A 16,274-nucleotide genomic window follows, 5' to 3' on the forward strand; every position below is an offset into this window, starting at 1 on the left:
TTTTGGGAACGTTCAATGGATTTATGTAAAGATTACCTCTCCAGTAATAAAGCTACCTGGAATGCTCGAACTCAGGTACACGTAGCCTCGAAATTTTACGACGTAAGCGGTTTTTTAAATGGCGCATCATCATTAACTGAAATTGAGACGCATGAGTTACCCGACGTTAACGGCAAAACCTTGCTTCACTTACAATGTCACTTTGGTTTGGACAGCCTATCGTGGGCCAGAAAAGGTGCGATTGTTACCGGTGTCGATTTATCGGATAGTGCGATTGAAAAAGCTAATGAGCTTGCATCTGCAATTAATGTTGATGCTCGGTTTATTTGCCATGATGTTTATCAATTTGGTGAATTAGTTAAACCTGAGTTTGATATTGTATTTACTTCATTTGGGGTAATTTGCTGGTTACCTGATTTAACCCTTTGGGCCCAAACCATAGTCAATAGTTTAAAGCCGGGGGGATTATTTTATATGGCCGAATTTCATCCATTTAATGACGTAGTGGAAGGCTATGGTTATTTTAATCGCGCTCAACCGGATATAGAACAAGAAGGTACTTATACTGAAAATTGTGATGGTACTGAACATACTGTGGTTACTTGGGCACATCCGATAAGTGATGTGATTAATGCATTATTAGCTGCGGGTTTACAGCTTAAGCATTTTAATGAATTTGACTATAGCCCTTATAATTGTTTTGCAGGGCTAAGCTTGGATGAAAGTAGTGAAGTCCCACGTTATCAGATGATTAAAAATAACCAAGCGATGCCTTTGGTCTACTCGTTGAGTGCAATAAAATTATAAAACTTTGCCTATACTGCATTGTTTTTGGGGATAGTACCTATGAGGTAAAGCGAGTTCTATAATCTTTCAGATAGGGAAGATAATTCAATAAGTGCTTTTTCGAAATCAAGTACCTCTACAGCATCACATAACGCAGTGAAGTTGTGCTCAAGGGATAACTTCTGGGCTCGGTTACTTTGAAGTAGCTCAGCGATATCGACAGCTTTGAGATTAAAATCGTCCAGGTGTTGTTTAAGTTCAGCTAGGATTAACTTCAGTTCAGTGAGGGTATATTCAGCTTGCTGCGGTGCTGTCTCTGAGGGTTTTATTTGTGATTGATTGAGTAAAAGTTCATGAATACTCGATAGTTCCGTTTTTGCTACAAAACGTAATTGTTCAGCTAGGTCGACGCAAAGCATGTCAAAGGCTGAAGCATTAGAGTCATAAGCTTGCTTTAGCTTAGTTTCACACTCACACAAGTCGCGATACAATGATGATAAGCCCGTTGATCCTGCACTGCCTTTAAGAGTATGGACAATTCCCAGTATTTCTTTGGCATTTTTTTGCGCGATCATCAATGCCAAATTTTGCAGTTGTTGCTCCAAATTGTCTTCAAAAACGCTGATTAAGCGCCGATAGAATTTCTCATTCCCCCCAAAAGGTTGTAGTAAATTTTCGAGCGTCTTAGTTGTCGATTCTGAGCTACACTTATCTGTGATATTTTCATCAATGTCATTGACCGAATGCTGATTAACAGGCTCTTTATTCGTTTTCATAACTATGGTTCTCGGCTTATGATGACTTTTTAAGTTTACTATATGTAAAGATAATAGCAGCTTAATCGATATCTTGTTGCTGAATCCAGCACTTATATCTATCTATATAGATAATCCTGAGCTATTGTGAATCAATGATTTTATTCAATAACTTAGTTTGCTATAAAGAAATTATCATACAATAATTAGTAAATCTGTTTAACTCAATTTTTTGGGGATCCCCATCATACTGGAGCCTGCATGCCACTAGAGAAAATTTTACACGTAGAAGATGCTGAGACAATTCGAGTTATCGTCGAAATGGCTCTGGTTGATATATCTGGGTTTATTTTAGTATCTTGCGATGGTGGTTATGAGGCCATCAAACAGGTGGAGCACTTTACGCCAGACCTAATATTGTTAGATGCCATGATGCCGGGTATAGATGGTTTACAAACGCTGGCTGAAATTCGTAAAAAACCCCATTGCCAAACAATCCCAGTTGTTTTTATGACCGCGCGTATTCAGCAGTCGGAAAAGCAAGAATATTTGAATGCTGGCGCAGTTGCTGTTATTGAAAAACCCTTCGATGCTATGAGTCTTGGCGATAAATTAGAATCTATTTATCAGGCTTACTTTGCATCACAAGACACAAATAATCCGGAGTAACTGATGCAAACTCCTTTGTTGCCTACCTGCGAGAAAGAAAGACTTATCGTATTACAAAATACTGGGTTGTTAGATACGCTGCCAGAGCGACGTTTTGATCGCTTAACCCAGTTAGCGCAACTGTGCCTAGGTACAGAAATCGTGCTTGTATCATTGGTTGATACCGACCGACAGTGGTTTAAATCTAAACAAGGTCTTGATGCCTGCGAGACCGGCCGAGATATCTCATTCTGTGGCCATGCCATTTTATCAAAGGGCATTTTTGAAGTTCCAGATACCTTACTTGATAGCCGATTTGCAGATAATCCTTTAGTGCTAGACGCACCATTTATTCGCTTTTATGCCGGTGTGCCTTTGGTGGTTAAAGGGCAAAATATTGGCACACTTTGCTTTATTGATAGCCAGCCTCGCCATTTTACTGAAAAAGAGCGCCAGATGGTATTCGGGTTTGCTAAGAGTGTTGAACAGGAAATTCACGACAGATTACAAGAGCAGGCCCATGATCAATTAGCGGCAAGTGAGTTACTTTATCGCTCAGTTCTAGAAGGAACGCGAATAGGGACTTGGCAGTGGAATATTGAAACCGGTGAAACGGTTTATAACGATCGCTGGGCTGAGATTATTGGTTATCGGCTTGAGGAGCTTGAACCCATTTCGATAGAAACCTGGATAGCTATGACACATCCAGATGATTTAGCTAACTCTAATATCTCACTCCAAGAGCATTTTAATGGTTTAACCGAGTTTTATGATATTGAATGTCGAATGAAACATAAAGACGGCCACTTTGTATGGGTACATGACAGAGGTAAAGTGGTTTCATATACCGCTGATGGTAAGCCTCTTATGATGTACGGCACCCATGCCGATATCACCACACAAAAGCATAACCAGTTAGCATTAATGCACAACCGAGACCAGTTTAAGACTTTGGTCGCCAATATCCCTGGGGTGACTTACCGATGTAAAGCCGATGAGCACTGGACTATGCTATTTATGAGCGAGCATATCTACTCGCTTGTAGGCTATTCTGCTAGTGATTTTATCGATAATACTGTGCGCAGTTATGCCAGTGTTATTCATCCAGAAGACAGGGTACTTATAGTTAATCTTGTTGAAAAAGCGATACTGAATCTATCTAGCTGGGTAATCACTTACCGTGTGTTGCATCAAAATGGTTCAGTTATGTGGGTGGAAGAGCATGGCGCCGCCGAATATGATAGTAACGGAGTCGTGCAGTTTCTCGACGGTTTTATCATGGATGTCACTAAAGAAAATAAGCTGCAGGACCAATTGTTAAAATTGACCCAGCAGCTTCCTGGTGTAGTTTATCAGTTCCAGTTATGGCCTGACGGACGCAGTGCGTTTCCTTATGCTAGTGATGCAATTAAAGATATTTATGGTGTGACACCGGAAGAGGTTCTTAGCGATGCATCAAATGCATTTGCCAAAATTTATCATGAAGATTTAGCTGCTGTTGGCCACAGTATTGAGCAATCTAGTCAACAACAGACTATCTGGGAACAGGAATATCGTGTTTACCGGGATGACAATTCACTGATGTGGCTATCTGGCAAAGCTACACCTGAAATGATGCCCGACGGCAGTACTTTATGGCATGGTTATATTCATGATATTACCCAGACTAAAGAATATTACCTCAAACTTGAGGAACTCAATTTACAGCTTAATGTTGCCCAGCAAAGTCTTGACTTAGCCAGTGAGCAAGCTCAAATTGGTTATTGGCATGCATCGCTTAAACATGGAACCTTATGGTGGTCGCCGATTATTTATCAGATTTTTGGTTTTGACGCACAGGATATCGTGCCGAGTGTGACACTGTTTAAAAGCGCTGTTCATCCTGACGATATTGATAAAGTGGAAAAAAGTGAGCAGCAGGCACGCTTGACAGGTATTCACAACGTGGTTCACCGCATCATTAAGCCTAACGGTGAAGTGCGTTGGGTACATGAATTAGGGCAATTGGTTACTGAAGATAAAAATCCAGATCTTCTCATGATAGGATCTGTGCAAGACGTTACCGACAGAATGAAATTACAGCAAATGAAAGATGAATTCATCTCAACGGTAAGTCATGAGCTTCGTACCCCCTTAACGTCTATTTATGGCGCCTTAAACTTATTACAGTCTGGAAAAATTGTCACTTTACCCGCTAAAGCGGAGAAGCTGATAGACATAGCAAGCAGTAACTGTATGCAACTCAGTCGCTTGATCAATGACTTATTAGACATTGAAAAACTTGCGGCAGGTAAAATGTTATTTGAAATGCAGCGATTAAATATAGTGCCGCTTTTGCAAAGAGCGATTGATGATCATCAGCCATACGCAGACCTGCATAAAATCACTTTGGCATTACAACTGGATGAGTCAATGGATGAGATTTGGCTATTTGTTGATGAGCATCGTTTGTTACAAATTTTAACCAATTTACTCTCTAACGCAGTCAAATTTTCACCACCCACTGGAAGTGTTACTTTGTCCGCGACGATAATAGCTGGTGAGGTTGAGATTGCCGTACAAGACCAAGGAGCCGGTATATCAGAAGACTTTAAAAGTAAAATTTTCGAAAAGTTTTCCCAAGCCGACGCCAGTAGTTCTAAAGCTAAAGGCGGTACTGGTTTAGGCTTAGCACTGTGTAAGGAGCTTATTGAAGCAATGAATGGCAGCATTGGCTATAACTCTGAACCAGGCTGTGGTTCTCGGTTTTATATTCGATTACCCGTTGCAGGTGATATGTAAGGCTTTACTGTACCTTGATTTGTGCAGCATGATTAAGGCTGCTTTTTTGTGAAACTTTAGTATCAGTTCACAAGGTTAATTACTGCAGTGCACTTTTCATCAGTCTAGAGTGATACACGTGTTGTTTTAACTCAACCATGAATCAAAAAAGTAAGATTAAAAATGCCGCTTACTTCTAGTCAGAAATAAGCGGCAGTTTCATTTTTAGTTATTAATATTTATCAAATATTAATAACTTGCTACTAAACTTACACCCGAATAGCTAGTGTATCCTAACATCATTACATGGTAGGTGGTTTCCACTGTAGGGGTTAGTGAACAGGTTTCATTATTGCCATTTTTGTATGGACGGCAATCAAAACTGCTCGTGCTAGGCTGGCTACCGGCTTTAACATATAAATCCGCATCGCCGTTGCCACCACTCATCGCTACAGTCAATGTTTTGTTTGCGGGTACAACGACTTTATAGAAAGTCTGCGAACTGCTAGTGCCAGTTAGGCCTGTTCTTGCTACGCCATTGACTAGACAATCACTGCCTGAGCAACTGGTGCCGCCTCCTACGCTATAGTCAGCCATTAGGTTAGCATTTGAGTAGGCTGCATAACCCTGTACCATGACATACCACTTACCCGCAGCTGGATTGGTAAAATCACAACTTTCATTATTGCCCGTTTTATAGGGGCGACATTGATAACTATTCACTGTCGGTTTGATACCTTGACTGACATAAATGTCCGCATCACCAGATCCTCCAGCTAATGCAATGGCAAGACTTGAAGCATTTGCAGGCACATCGATGAAATAGTAGTTCGCTGAACCCTGAGCCCCAGAAGTACTAATAGCTTGTCCATCTAAAAGCTCAGTATCTGTTGGCGGTGGGCAATTAGTACCACAACCACCCACTTCGTCTAACGAGAATAGCAGTGTGTTGGGTGAGCCCGTTTTTGCATCAGATACTTTACCGCCACTGCCACGCGTGGTCAGTAAGCTTGTCACTTGAGCTGGCGTCATAGTTGGAGTTTGATTAAGATAAACCGCAGCAACACCAGCTACATGGGGAGCTGCCATTGAGGTCCCGCTGATGGTATTAGTCGCACTATTTGAAGTATACCAAGCTGAAGTAATGCTTGAACCTGGGGCATAAATATCAAGACAAGTACCATAGTTTGAAAAGCTTGAACGGGAGTCAGAGCTTGTTGTTGAGCCTACAGTGACAGCATTGGCTGCACGAGCAGGAGAGTAATTACAAGCATTGCTATTGTCATTACCCGCAGCGACAACAAAGCTGATACCTGCTGCAACAGCAGCATTCACCGCATCATCGGTTGCTTGTGATGCGCCGCCACCTAAACTCATATTCGCTACAGAAGGGCCTGAGGCATTATTTTTGACCCAGTTAATACCAGCAATGACGCCTGAGTTACTGCCAGACCCACTACAATTTAGTACGCGAACACCGACGATGTTAACGTTTTTGGCAACCCCGTAACTTGAACCACCAATCGTACCCGCTACATGTGTACCGTGACCATTACAGTCAGTGGCATCAAAGTCATTATCAATAAAATCATAACCACTACTGGCGCGGCCACCAAATTCATTATGGCTAGTCAGTACTCCAGTATCAACCACATAAGCTGTGACACCAGAACCATCGTAATCATAGTGATAGTTATTATCTAAGGGTAAATCTCGCTGATCTATTCTGTCTAACCCCCAGGTAGGGCTTCCCTGATTACCACTGGCCGTTATCACCGGTGAGATAGACATCATTTGATCTTGTTCTATGTATTTAATTTTGGGGTCATTTTGAAGTTCAGCAATTTGTTTGGCATTGGCATTAATTAATACACCATTTAATGCACTACCAAAGTTTTTTACTACGCTAATATCGTAGTTAGTGGCCAGTATATTCGCTTGCTGAGTTGAAAAGTCAGCTAAGGCTGATACGTCTTGAAGATTCAACACGCTAGGGGTATTAAATACCACGATATAATTATCTTTAATCGCTTTTGAACTGTCGACTAGAAGTAATTCTGCTGCCTGGGATTGAATTGGAAGTGTGCTCAGAGCTGCCAATACCGCAAGGGCTATTTTATGTTTTTGTATCATTTGATTCTCCATATTGTTGTTGCCTCCATGAATGTCGAGACTTATCCAAAATAGATTAAAAAGTGACATATTTGTCTCTTTGTTGTGGTGCGGTAGTTAGGGTTTAGGTTGATTTGGTAACAATTTGTTTACATATTGAACATAAAAGCCGACTTGCAGATCCTGGAATAAATTACAGTATTAGTAATAAAGTAGGGGGTGGAAAGTTGGTTGCTTTTAGCGAAATTCATTAATTTTAATATCTATCATGCCTTTAGGTATTTTTCATTCTAATTTTAATGCTTTTTTTGTAAGTCTTAAGGTGGTGGTTGTGGTTTGATTTTTAGGTTAAAAGTATTAATCTTTTCTGCGATTGGTTGTTATCTTATGGAGGAAATGAGATGGCCATTTATTAAAAGGTCATTTTCAATCACAGAGATAAACATGTTTAGTTTCTGATAAATATAAGTATTTTAGTTAACCGAAACAAATGTAATCCCCTTTACTATATTGTTCTGTATAAATAATTGGCTCAAAAAAACCAGTCATTTGACTGGTTTTGTGTTTTGCTGGTTATTATGGATTGCGAGTACAGACTGTTAATACAGCTTGCTAATCACGACAAAAATAGCGTGATTAGCGCTGCAACTACCTGAGCTGTAACTTTAGCCGTTATTTCAGCTGCTGTAGCAAATAGGCATACACTAAGCTTGAAAGCTCGGCAGCTTGTTTGTTGTCTGCTGCACCAGCATGACCACCTTCCATATTTTCGTAATACAGCACATCAATTCCCATAGACTCCATTTTAGCGACCATTTTACGGGCGTGCCCAGGGTGGACACGGTCATCACGGGTTGAGGTGGTGAAGAAGGCCTTAGGATACTTTTTGCTTTTATCTAAATTATGGTACGGCGAATAAGTTTTAATATAAGCCCATTCTTCAGCGATATCTGGATTACCATACTCGCCCATCCAGCTAGCTCCCGCTAACAATTGACTGAAGCGTTTCATATCCAATAACGGTACTTGGCATACCACAGCATTGTATAAGTCAGGGCGGCGAGTCAGCGCTGCGCCCATTAATAGGCCGCCGTTACTGCCGCCTTGAATGCCTAAATGCTGGCTTGAGGTGATGTTTCGGCTAATAAGATCTTCTGCTATGGCTTCAAAATCTTCATAGGCTTTATGACGATTTTGCTTTAACGCCGCCTGGTGCCAAGCTGGGCCATATTCGCCACCACCGCGTATGTTTGATAATACGTACACACCGCCTTGTTCTAGCCAGTTTTTACCTATGGTTGCTGAATATTTAGGGCGAAGTGAAATCTCAAATCCGCCGTAACCGTAAAGTAGGGTTGGATTCTTACCATTGAACTTCAGGTTTTTATCCATCACCACAAAGTAGGGTACTTTAGTGCCATCTTTTGAGGTGGCAAAGTATTGTTCAGTAACAAATCTTTCAGCATCAAACTGTTGTGGCAGCGACTTTAGTTTATTAATCGCTAATGTACTACCTTGCACTTCATACAAGCTAGAAGGCTCGAGAAAGCTGTTGTAATCGACATAGAAATCATCTCTGTCTTGCTCTATATCAAAAATAGTCAGGCTGCCGTTAGCATCGAATGCCACCGGAGTTTGTACCCAGGTGCTGTCTGCTTTTGGCTCAAAACGTACCAGTTTGCTTTTTACATCTTCCAGGTAGTTAACGTATACCGCGCTTTTGCTAAAAGCGACCTGCGCGATAGCTGAATGGGCATCAGGGGCGGTTAATAACTGGTATTCTGGTTTGGCGCTAATAAGAGAGGCGACAGACGCATAAACTACAGCCCCTTGAGCCAGTTTTTGACTGGTTAGCTCACTTTTAAGTTCAAGATAGATATTACCCTTGAAGTAGCCTTTAATTTCAGCGTCTTTGGGAATATTCAATTCAGTGAGTTTGCCTTGATCATAGACAAAGTAACTGGCAGTGTAGAAAGTATGATAATCGCCAATTAACACTATTTTCGATTCACCATCATCCAGTACCTGAGCGCCTGCGGCGACTGAGCTTTTATCTGACTGATAAATAAAGCTGGCTTTATCTAAGGCAGTGCCGCGTTGCCAAAGTTTGACTACGCTAGCATAGCCTGAATCTGTCATGCCTTCGGTGCCGCCAAAATCTGTCGCGACAAAGACTTGATCCTGGTTTAACCAGGTGAGGTCCGATTTTGCTTCGGGTAATAAGAAACCATTTTTAATAAAGCTTTTAGTTTTTAGATTAAATTCCCGCACTTCAACCGCATCTGCGCCGCCACGGGAAAGTGATACTAAACACAGCGTATTGTCAGGGGTGTGACAATTAATGCCTTTAAAGACCCAGCTGACATCATCGGCTTTGGCAATGGCATCTATGTCTAAAACCGTTTCCCATTTAGGGTCATCTTTTACGTATTCGGCTAAGCTAGTACGGCGATATATGCCACGAACATGGGTTTCGTCTTTCCAAAAATTATACAGGTACTCACCCTTGCGTTCGGCATAGGGGATCCTGTCTTTACTGTTTAAAATAGCCAGTGAATTATCTACTAGGGTTTCAAAACCTTTATAAGACTTTATGGCTGCTGCGCTGTGGGCATTTTTTTCAGTTACCCAAGCCAAAGGCTTTTTACCTTCGACCTCTTCAAGCCATTGAAAGCTGTCTGTTTGCTCTGCCATTAATGCTGCCTTTACTGTTGTTTGTTGTACTACTGCTTGTTCCGCAAAGGCCGCTGTGGCGGTTATGCTACTTAAGACGCACAATGAAACGAGTGCCTTATTCATGTCCTTATCCCTTCTGCTACGGTTATTAGATCGGTAATCGCTGACTAAGCTAACCGAATCACGATATAAATCAAACAAGCGTGATGCATTTTTATTGTTATAAAGCTGTAAAGATTTACTGCTTATTGGTTGTTATCCAGCTTATTTACTAACATGGATTTAGGCTATGCATTGTCTTAATACATTAAGACAATGCATTAGGTGTATTTTTTTAATAAAAAAGCCTCAAGGTAACTCCTTAAGGCTTGGGCTTGACGCTATCGTGACTATGTCGCGATAAGAGAACTTACTGCTGGCACTCTTTAAGCAACTTAATAAAAAACTCGCTCCCTTTACGCTGAGCAAATTCGATATTTCGCTCTGGTATTGACTCAGGATCATCATAATCCGCTAAGGCCTTTTCCATACTAGCCTCTCTGATAAGATGCAATGTTGGGTAAGGGGAGCGATTAGTATAATTGGCTGGGCTATCTTGAGGTTCACCATCAAAACAATAGTCAGGGTGAAAACTGGCTATTTGAAACACTCCTTCAAATCCTTGCTCAACTAAAAGGTCGTTGGCTAAATCAACTAGGTCAAGATAGGGATAAAAGCCTTCAAATCCTCGGGGCAAAATAAACAGCGTAGTTTCAATGTCTGGTTGCTGTTCAAGTAAAATACATTCCATCACAAAGGCTTCAAGCACCTTTTTTACTTTAGCTTCTTCACAGGCGTAGTATCTAATGGTGCCGCGCTCCACTTCACGTCGTGCAAATGGGCAAATATTATATTTTACAATTACCCGCTTAACCCAATTTTCTGATTCAGCAATGCATGGATGTAAATCTGACATAAATTAGCCTATCTTTTTAATGGTTTGGAATGACCATCGGAATGATGGATGCCACCAGTAATATTGCCATACTGATATTAAATATTCGTTGTTGGCGTTCATTTTTAAGAATGCGCTTTAAGGCGACACCAAAGCCAAGCCAAACGATGGCGCAGGGAAATGCGACACACAAAAACACACCGGCAATAGTGATAACTTGAGGTGTGAGATCCTGGTGTACAGTGGTGAATGTGGCTATTGCGCCCACAGCCATAATCCAGCCTTTGGGATTTACCCATTGAAAAGCCGCTGCCTGTAGAAAGCTAAAAGGCTTGCTGATTTTTTTACCTTCCATCTTGCTACTGCTATTGGCAATAAGCCATGAGAGGTATAACAAATAGCTTATCCCTAGCACTTTGATGATGGTATGTAAGATGGGGTAGGTTTGAAATACCGCTGCCATGCCTAAGCCTACAGCAAGGATCATTAGCGGAAATCCAAGGCTAATGCCAAGAAGGTGAGGTACACTTTGTTTAATACCAAAGTTAACACCTGATGTCATTAACATGATGTTATTAGGGCCAGGGGTGATACCTGAAGAGAATGCAAACAATGCAATGGCGAAGACCAGTTCCATTTTGAGTCAATTTATCCGGATCAATACATTAATGGCTGGCATTCTAACCAGTAACGTAATGACAATCTAATAAAAAGTTTACAAGAATAGATACTCGTTAATAAATTATTGTTATCTTAAGTTTATCGGGTTAATTGACTCGAATATTTTTCGCGATTTTGTATCAAACTCTGCACTAACACTGCACAATGTCATCTGAGTCAAAGGTGGCGAAAATAGGGCCATTATTTATGTTAAAACACTTTAGTCAGTTTATTCTCTCTGTTTGTATGGTTATGCTAACAGCGTGTTCTGCCTCCAATATCGAGTCGATTCCAACAAGCCGCGTTACTATGGTTACTAGCGGTGATTTATCTTCTGTTGCCAAAACCTATGCCTGGCATGCAAGCATGTTTTCAGTCCATACAACCAATAAAATAGATGAACAAACCTTAAAGACTCAGTTACGTGACTCAGTAGATAGGATAATGGCTGAAAAAGGTTATCTGGTGGTAAATACTACTGACTCTCCACAAATGACGATTGGTTTTGGTATGGCATTAGCATCAGAGATGAGCGATGCTGAAATATTAGCTAAGGCCGGGTTAGTGCCAGGGCTTGCTACTCAGGGAGTGGATAGCGAACATGAAAAAGGTTCTGTGCTGATAGCCTTATTTAATCCAATCGTCGAACAACCTTTCTGGCGTGTGTTAGCCCAAGGCTTTACCGAACCAGATAACAACATGGCACAAAGAGAAGCCCGTTTTGATAACTTAGCCCGAATGATGCTTAATTCGGTTCCCAAAGCAGATTGATTTAAGCTGTTAAATATCCATGCCAACAAGTAATACTTATTAAAAGGTTTTGATATAAAAATACAGCATTGTTGGTTAACGGTTTTGTTCCAGTGGTATCATCATAATATTAATGGTTTAAACGTAATTCATGCCGATGTTCCTGGTTGTAACGAGCGGCACAGATACTACAGCGTTGTTCAGTGGGATCGCTTTGTAAGCGTGATGCTTCTATTTCTGATTCACAATCTGAACATAGACCATATAAGCCTAAATCAAGTTGGCATAATGCGGCGTCTAAACGCATTAGGCGCTCAAATGAGCCGCAATCGGTAAGCTTTAATTCGCCAAGATAATCAATAAGGTTAGATAAATCCATTTGCTGAATAATATTGAGCTGCAGATCTGCAAGATGCTGCTGAATAAGCCCAAGACCAATTTCTGATCTAAGCGCTATCTCAATTTTTGATAATTGCGCTCGAATGTCCTGATTTTTCACCACATAACCTTTATTAGAGATAATCAATATAGCATGCCATTTTACGGGCTAGAAAAACCTGAGTTATGATGAAGATCAATTCTGAGTCAGATTTTAGCCATCAAACAGCATGTGTAGATTAAATTTTGTTAATCTACACATGCGAAAAAGACAATTAACCGAAAGGTTGGTAGGAGAAAAGTAACCAATATCTAATTGAGTTCGTGTTGTGCTTTGTTTAACACAGATACAATTTCATCGGCGGTTTTAAATACTCTTAATTCACGAAATAAATCATCTGCTTGTGGGTATTGTCTATTCAAATAACAAAACCATTGTTTAATCCGTGCAGGCAAGTAATCTGCTTTTTTACCACTCAATTGTTTATCGGTATAACCGAGCAGTAAATCTAAGGTTTCAGCCCAAGTATAAGGTTGGCTACCATTTTTGATACACGCCCCTAAATTAGGCAATGAAATTGCGCCACGGCCAATCATAATGTCACTACAGCCAGTCACTTCCATACAGCGTTTTGCATCGGCTTCATTCCATATCTCGCCATTGGCAATAACAGGTATAGGCAAGCGTTTTTTAACTTCAGTAATGTATTCCCAATAAGCTGGAGGCTTGTAACCATCAACTTTACTGCGGGCATGGATGGCTATTTCACTCGCACCTGCTTCATATATGGCTAGAGCATTTTCCATAAACAGTGACTTATCTTCGTAACCTAAACGAATTTTAGCGGTAACCGGCTGTTCAGCTGGTACGGCTTGGCGCATGGCTTTTACAATATTATGAAGACTATCAGGGTATTGAAGTAAGACAGCGCCACCTTTATTTTTGTTAACAATTTTTGCTGGGCAGCCAAAGTTAACATCTACACCACGGGAGCCAAGTTCAACCGCACGAACAGCATTCTCAGCCATCCACTCAGGATGTTGACCGAGTAATTGCACTCTTACCGGTGTACCGTTAGGTGTTAAACCATTATTGTGCAGTTCAGGGCATAGCTTATAGTAGACTTTTTCAGGTAATAGTTGATCCACCACGCGCACAAATTCGGTGACCACTAAATCAAAAGGGTTAATAGTGGATAAAATATCGCGCATCAAATCATCAACTACGCCTTCCATCGGCGCTAATACAAGTCGCACAGCATTCTCACAGGTTAAAAATAAAGGCGTCATTTTAACCTGAAACTCGGATGATGCCAGTGTTAGTTTTACAGGCTTAAGCTTAAAATTTAAAAACGTATTGAAACCATCAGGATATGCTCTATGATTAAGCAGCTTTGTTAATTCCTAACAGCTTTAGGAATGGCAAATGTTGATCAAGTTAAAATTATTTTAAATTTTTTGAAATTTATTATTTAGTCGCTAGGTCTTTATATGCAAGCCAGCAATGATGTTGGTCATCATTCAAAATTTATTTACAAGGAATCAAAACATGAACTCAATTAAGCAAACTACCTTAGCAGTGGCTTTAGGCGCAGTAGTAATGAGTGCTGGCATGGCAACAGAAGCACAAGCAAACCCATTTGGATTCGAGCAACTGACCCAAGGTTACCAATTAGATGGTGGCGAAGGTAAATGTGGTGAAGGTAAATGCGGCGCTGACATGAAAAAAACAGCTGAAAAAGCGGCTGAAGGTAAATGTGGTGAAGGCAAGTGCGGCGGCGACATGAAAAAAGCGCTGAAAAAGCAGCCGAAGGTAAATGTGGCGAAGGCAAGTGCGGCGGCGACATGAAAAAAAGTGCTGAAAAAGCAGTTGAAGGTAAATGTGGCGAAGGCAAGTGTGGCGGCGACATGAAAAAAACTGCTGAAAAAGCCAAAGAAGGTAAATGTGGTGAAGGTAAGTGTGGTGGTAACAAATAACCACAAATTTATCTAAACAATTATTCTCCAAATAAGGCCTGTTTTCAGGCCTTATGTTTATTGTAAATAAGTACTTTGTTGTAAGGATTTGTCTATGTCTGCTGCCCATCAAATAATGCCTAATGCGATGGTAGGTTTAGGTCTTAGGCGGGAAATGTTGGACGAGTTCTGTCAGCTTACTCCTAAAGCGATAGAGTTTTTTGAAGTGGCACCGGAAAACTGGATGACCTTAGGCGGCAAATATGCGCGCCAATTCAAACAGCTTACCGAGCGTCATCCCTTCTTTTGTCATGGTCTTTCTTTATCTATTGGCAGCCCAGCACCACTTGATACTGAGTTTGTCAAAAATATCAAAACCTTTTTGGACTCACATAAGATTGAAATTTACTCAGAACATTTAAGTTATTGTTCTGGGGCTGGGCAAATGTACGATTTAATGCCAATACCGTTTACCGAAGAGGCGGTTATCCACACTGCCAAACGTATAAAGCAAGTTGAAGATATTTTAGAGCGACCTTTTATTGTTGAAAACGTGTCTTTTTATGCCGCTCCGGGCGCGCAGATGACCGAGCTAGCGTTTGTTAATACTGTGCTGGCTGAGGCTGATTGTAAACTGTTGCTCGATGTGAATAACATTTATGTTAATTCCGTTAATCATCAATATGACGCTAATGCATTTTTAGCAGCTATGCCTACAGAACGTATCGCTTACTTGCATATTGCGGGACATTATCAAGAAGATATTGACTTAATGGTTGATACTCATGGGGCAGATATTATCGATCCTGTATGGGCATTATTGCAGGAGTGTTATCGCATTCATGGAGTCAAACCCACCTTGTTAGAACGTGATTTTAATATACCGCCGACAGAAATATTATTGCAAGAAATCAAACAAATACATACATTTCAACAGCAAGCAACAGCGGCACTAACAGTGAGGAAAGCCTAATGGGATTTACTGCCATTCAACAGGGCTTTATGAACTATATACGTGATCCTAGCCAGCCATTACCTGAAGGTATTGAGCCAAGACGTATGACGATTTACCGTGAGTTATTCTTTAATAATATTAATGGCTTTATTTCTAGCGCATTTCCGGTTGTAAAAACTCTGTACCATGAATCAAACTGGCTTGCGTTAGTACAACAGTTTTTTGTTGAGCATGATTGTCACACGCCGATATTTATTGAAATAGCAGGCGAGTTTTTAGCGTTTTTACAGCAGTATCAATTAAAACCGACTGACCCGATTTTTCTATTAGAGTTGGCGCATTATGAATGGTTAGAATTAGTGGTTGCCACCACTCAAGCTAGCCTAACACAGCAAGCATTAACCATTGAACAGTTAGCGACTTGCCCGTTGCAAATATCAGCCTGTGCAAAAGTGGCGCAATACCAATTTGATGTGCAACATATTAGTGTAGATTATCAGCCAGTTGAACCGCCTGAGCAACCGCAATATTTTTGTGTTTACCGTGACCTTGACGATGAGGTGGCATTCTTACAGTTGAACCCATTAACCGCACAGGTATTAGCATTAGTTGCACAGCGTACCGATTTAACAGGGAAAAATCAGCAACAGCAGAACTTCACATTAGCTGAAATAGTCACTTGGTTAACAGAGCAATACCCACAGATGCAAACCGAGGTATTGACCAATGGATGTGTGCAATTGTTGTCGCAAATGGTTGAAAAAGGCATTGTCGTTACCAGTCGATAATATTGACAATAAAGGCCATAAAATATTTAAGGTTTTTATTGTCAATGATTCCCAGTAAAATGCCGCCGTTGTGATCCTGTTCACGTTTTTTGCGTAATATATAACGCGATATGTTA

Annotated in this window: 13 protein-coding genes and 1 pseudogene; 7 read left to right on the forward strand and 7 right to left on the reverse strand. The window is 40.8% G+C overall.

Annotation, left to right across the window (positions count from 1 at the left end; translation table 11 throughout):
* Positions 1-15: 15 nt before the first annotated feature.
* On the forward strand, positions 16-807 hold the full coding sequence (locus ACRWP9_RS09730) for a class I SAM-dependent methyltransferase (RefSeq protein WP_434925854.1): 792 nt from the start codon (positions 16-18) through the stop codon (positions 805-807).
* A gap of 56 nt (positions 808-863) precedes the next feature.
* Here the strand turns inward: ACRWP9_RS09730 and ACRWP9_RS09735 are convergent, their stop codons facing one another.
* Entirely contained in the window at positions 864-1,562 is a 699-nt protein-coding gene (locus ACRWP9_RS09735; protein WP_434925855.1) for an Hpt domain-containing protein, read from the reverse strand.
* A gap of 240 nt (positions 1,563-1,802) precedes the next feature.
* Between ACRWP9_RS09735 and ACRWP9_RS09740 the strand changes: the two genes are divergently transcribed.
* A complete protein-coding gene (locus ACRWP9_RS09740; RefSeq protein ID WP_434925856.1) occupies positions 1,803-2,210 on the forward strand; it encodes a response regulator in 408 nt (135 codons plus the stop codon).
* Between the two features lie 3 nt (positions 2,211-2,213).
* Complete coding sequence (locus tag ACRWP9_RS09745; protein WP_434925857.1) at positions 2,214-4,970, forward strand: PAS domain-containing protein; 2,757 nt, start codon at positions 2,214-2,216, stop codon at positions 4,968-4,970.
* Positions 4,971-5,198: 228 nt separating this feature from the next.
* On the opposite strand, the gene ACRWP9_RS09750 is transcribed toward ACRWP9_RS09745, so the two are convergent.
* The 4 genes from ACRWP9_RS09750 to ACRWP9_RS09765 form a co-directional block, all read right to left on the reverse strand.
* Complete coding sequence (locus tag ACRWP9_RS09750) at positions 5,199-7,082, reverse strand: S8 family serine peptidase (RefSeq protein WP_434925858.1); 1,884 nt, start codon at positions 7,080-7,082, stop codon at positions 5,199-5,201.
* Between the two features lie 651 nt (positions 7,083-7,733).
* The gene (locus ACRWP9_RS09755; RefSeq protein ID WP_434925859.1) at positions 7,734-9,860 is read right to left on the reverse strand and encodes a prolyl oligopeptidase family serine peptidase; all 2,127 of its coding nucleotides are present in this window, start codon (positions 9,858-9,860) and stop codon (positions 7,734-7,736) included.
* A 286-nt stretch (positions 9,861-10,146) separates the two neighbouring features.
* Complete coding sequence (locus tag ACRWP9_RS09760) at positions 10,147-10,692, reverse strand: DUF1415 domain-containing protein (RefSeq protein ID WP_434925860.1); 546 nt, start codon at positions 10,690-10,692, stop codon at positions 10,147-10,149.
* 16 nt (positions 10,693-10,708) lie between these two features.
* The gene (locus tag ACRWP9_RS09765) at positions 10,709-11,308 is read right to left on the reverse strand and encodes a LysE family translocator (protein ID WP_434925861.1); all 600 of its coding nucleotides are present in this window, start codon (positions 11,306-11,308) and stop codon (positions 10,709-10,711) included.
* Positions 11,309-11,538: 230 nt separating this feature from the next.
* On the opposite strand from ACRWP9_RS09765, the gene ACRWP9_RS09770 reads away from it, so the two are divergent.
* Entirely contained in the window at positions 11,539-12,102 is a 564-nt protein-coding gene (locus tag ACRWP9_RS09770) for a DUF4136 domain-containing protein (RefSeq protein WP_434925862.1), read from the forward strand.
* 109 nt (positions 12,103-12,211) lie between these two features.
* Here the strand turns inward: ACRWP9_RS09770 and ACRWP9_RS09775 are convergent, their stop codons facing one another.
* Both ACRWP9_RS09775 and ACRWP9_RS09780 read right to left on the reverse strand, forming a co-directional pair.
* A complete protein-coding gene (locus ACRWP9_RS09775; RefSeq protein ID WP_434925863.1) occupies positions 12,212-12,580 on the reverse strand; it encodes a TraR/DksA family transcriptional regulator in 369 nt (122 codons plus the stop codon).
* Between the two features lie 191 nt (positions 12,581-12,771).
* Positions 12,772-13,716, reverse strand: coding sequence for a tRNA-dihydrouridine synthase (locus tag ACRWP9_RS09780; protein ID WP_226410248.1), 945 nt, complete (start codon positions 13,714-13,716; stop codon positions 12,772-12,774).
* Positions 13,717-14,008: 292 nt separating this feature from the next.
* Between ACRWP9_RS09780 and ACRWP9_RS09785 the strand changes: the two are divergent.
* From ACRWP9_RS09785 to ACRWP9_RS09795, 3 genes and pseudogenes are all read left to right on the forward strand, one after another.
* Positions 14,009-14,436: pseudogene (locus tag ACRWP9_RS09785) on the forward strand (HvfA family oxazolone/thioamide-modified RiPP metallophore).
* Positions 14,437-14,530: 94 nt separating this feature from the next.
* Entirely contained in the window at positions 14,531-15,388 is an 858-nt protein-coding gene (locus ACRWP9_RS09790; protein WP_434925864.1) for an HvfB family MNIO-type RiPP peptide maturase, read from the forward strand.
* Positions 15,388-16,158 (forward strand): HvfC family RiPP maturation protein, encoded by a 771-nt coding sequence (locus tag ACRWP9_RS09795; RefSeq protein ID WP_434925865.1) that lies wholly within the window; start codon positions 15,388-15,390, stop codon positions 16,156-16,158. The genes ACRWP9_RS09790 and ACRWP9_RS09795 overlap by 1 nt, the downstream gene beginning before the upstream one ends.
* Positions 16,159-16,274: the final 116 nt, after the last annotated feature.

It is taken from the genome of Shewanella sp. HL-SH2, assembly GCF_051164935.1.
Taxonomy (GTDB): Bacteria; Pseudomonadota; Gammaproteobacteria; order Enterobacterales; family Shewanellaceae; genus Shewanella; species Shewanella glacialimarina.